Origin of the sequence: Gilliamella sp. GillExp13 (genome assembly GCF_001690815.1) — a bacterium.
Taxonomy (GTDB): Bacteria; Pseudomonadota; Gammaproteobacteria; order Enterobacterales; family Orbaceae; genus Gilliamella; species Gilliamella bombi.
This window is the reverse complement of the sequence record NZ_LZHJ01000100.1, coordinates 1-1,997: the sequence shown is the minus strand read 5'-3', so window position 1 is coordinate 1,997 and position 1,997 is coordinate 1. Positions and strand designations below refer to the sequence as shown.

Genomic DNA, 1,997 nt, shown 5'->3' with positions numbered 1-1,997 from the left:
TTGGTGAAAAACTCAATAGCGCTAAAACAGAGCTTGATATCCTACTAAGCAAAATTAAAGATATCGCTTCCACTATCCCAAATATTCCTGATGACTCTGTTCCTGATGGAAAAGATGAAAATGACAATGTTGAAATTTCTCGCTTTGGCACACCAAGAAAATTTGATTTCCCAATTCAAGATCATGTTGCATTAGGAGAACGCTTTGGTGATCTTGACTTTGCAGCAGGGGTAAAACTCACTGGTGCACGTTTTGTGGTTATGAAATCACAAATCGCACGCTTACATCGTGCTATTACTCAATTCATGTTAGATTTACACACAGAACAGCATGGTTATGCCGAAATTTATGTACCGTATTTAGTCAATCAAGCAACACTTTTTGGAACAGGACAATTGCCAAAGTTTGCAGGTGACTTATTTCATACTAAACCGCTTGATGAAGAAGCTGAAAATAGTAATTATGCATTAATTCCAACTGCCGAAGTGCCTGTAACTAATCTTGTGCGCGATGAAATCCTTGATGAAAGTGTATTACCATTAAAAATGACAGCACACACCCCTTGTTTCCGCTCTGAGGCTGGCTCTTATGGTAAAGACACTCGTGGCTTAATTCGTATGCATCAATTTGATAAAGTAGAATTGGTTCAAATTGTTAAGCCTGAAGAATCGATGAAGGCATTAGAAGAGTTAACTGCTCACGCAGAAAAAGTATTGCAATTACTTGAATTACCATATCGAAAAATTGTGTTATGTACTGGCGATATGGGCTTTGGCTCTTGTAAAACCTATGATCTTGAAGTATGGGTACCAGCTCAAAATACATACCGAGAAATTTCTTCTTGCTCAAATATGTGGGATTTCCAAGCTCGCCGAATGCAAGCTCGTTATCGTAATAAGGCTGATAATAAAACATATTTAGTACATACACTAAATGGTTCTGGTCTAGCTGTTGGACGTACACTTGTTGCTATTATGGAAAACTATCAACAAGCAGATGGTTCAATTAAAGTTCCATCCGTTTTAGTACCTTATATGAATGGTGTTGAGTTTATTAAATAACTCACATTATCTTAGAGAATAGCGCTATCTATTAGCGCTATTTTTTTATTAATAAAGGTGGAAAAAATGATAAAAGGTGTAGCGCTTTCAATACTGGCATCATGTCTATTTGGGTTACTTTATTACTACCCAGTTTTGTTACACTCCTTATCTGTTGTTGATATTTTTTGTTGGCGATTACTAACTTCATTTCCTGCAATAGTTATATTAATCATTGCTGGAAAACAGTGGTCAGTTATAACTGCACTTTTTAGACGAATAAAACAACAACCACTTTTTTTAATAGGGTTATTATTTTCTTCTGTTTTGCTCACAATACAGATGATGATTTTTATTTGGGCACCACTTAACGGACATGGATTATCGGCATCGCTAGGTTATTTTTTATTGCCACTAGCAATGGTGATTTCTGGGCAAATCTTTTATAAAGAAAAACTCAGCTTTTTGCAAAAAATAGCTGTTGCACTTGCAGTATTAGGCGTGGCTATTGAAATTTACATCACTGGTGCTTTCTCATGGGAAACCGCTGTGTAAATGCCCCAAACTTAGTACACAACTCACGTAGAAAATTAAGCTGCTTGTTTTAGTGTTTTATACTCAATCGGTGTCATGTTATTTAATGCCTCATGCGGTCTTTCGGTGTTATAAATCGTTAGCCATTCTTCGGTTATTCACCTAGCTTGTGCTAAGTTGTTAAAAAGATATAAATCAAGTAATTCAGTACGATAGGTACGATTAAATCGTTCAATATAACCATTTTGATAAGGGCTACCGGGCTTTATATAATCAATGGCTATATCATGTGATTTAGCCCAGTTTATAAAGGTTTTTCCTGTAAATTCTGGCCCATTATCGACCCGTATTTTTAATGGATATCCATGATATTCGGCCAGTTTATCTAAGTAACGGGTAATCCTTCCTGCTGGTAAGCTGACT

Annotated in this window: 2 protein-coding genes and 1 pseudogene; 2 read left to right on the top strand and 1 reads right to left on the bottom strand. The window is 36.2% G+C overall.

Going from position 1 to position 1,997, the window contains the following annotated elements; all coding sequences use genetic code 11:
* A partial coding sequence (serS, locus tag A9G37_RS06830) for a serine--tRNA ligase (protein WP_065575026.1) occupies positions 1–1,061 on the top strand: 1,061 nt, incomplete at its 5' end.
* A gap of 66 nt (positions 1,062–1,127) precedes the next feature.
* A complete protein-coding gene (gene rarD / locus A9G37_RS06825) occupies positions 1,128–1,595 on the top strand; it encodes an EamA family transporter RarD (RefSeq protein ID WP_065575025.1) in 468 nt (155 codons plus the stop codon).
* 35 nt (positions 1,596–1,630) lie between these two features.
* Here the strand turns inward: rarD and A9G37_RS13340 are convergent.
* Positions 1,631–1,924: pseudogene (locus A9G37_RS13340) on the bottom strand (transposase).
* Positions 1,925–1,997 lie beyond the last annotated feature (73 nt).

Bases quoted from the DNA above. Each gene is read 5' to 3' on its own strand.
- rarD (WP_065575025.1), top strand. From the start codon at position 1,128: ATGATAAAAGGTGTAGCGCTTTCAATACTGGCATCATGTCTATTTGGG.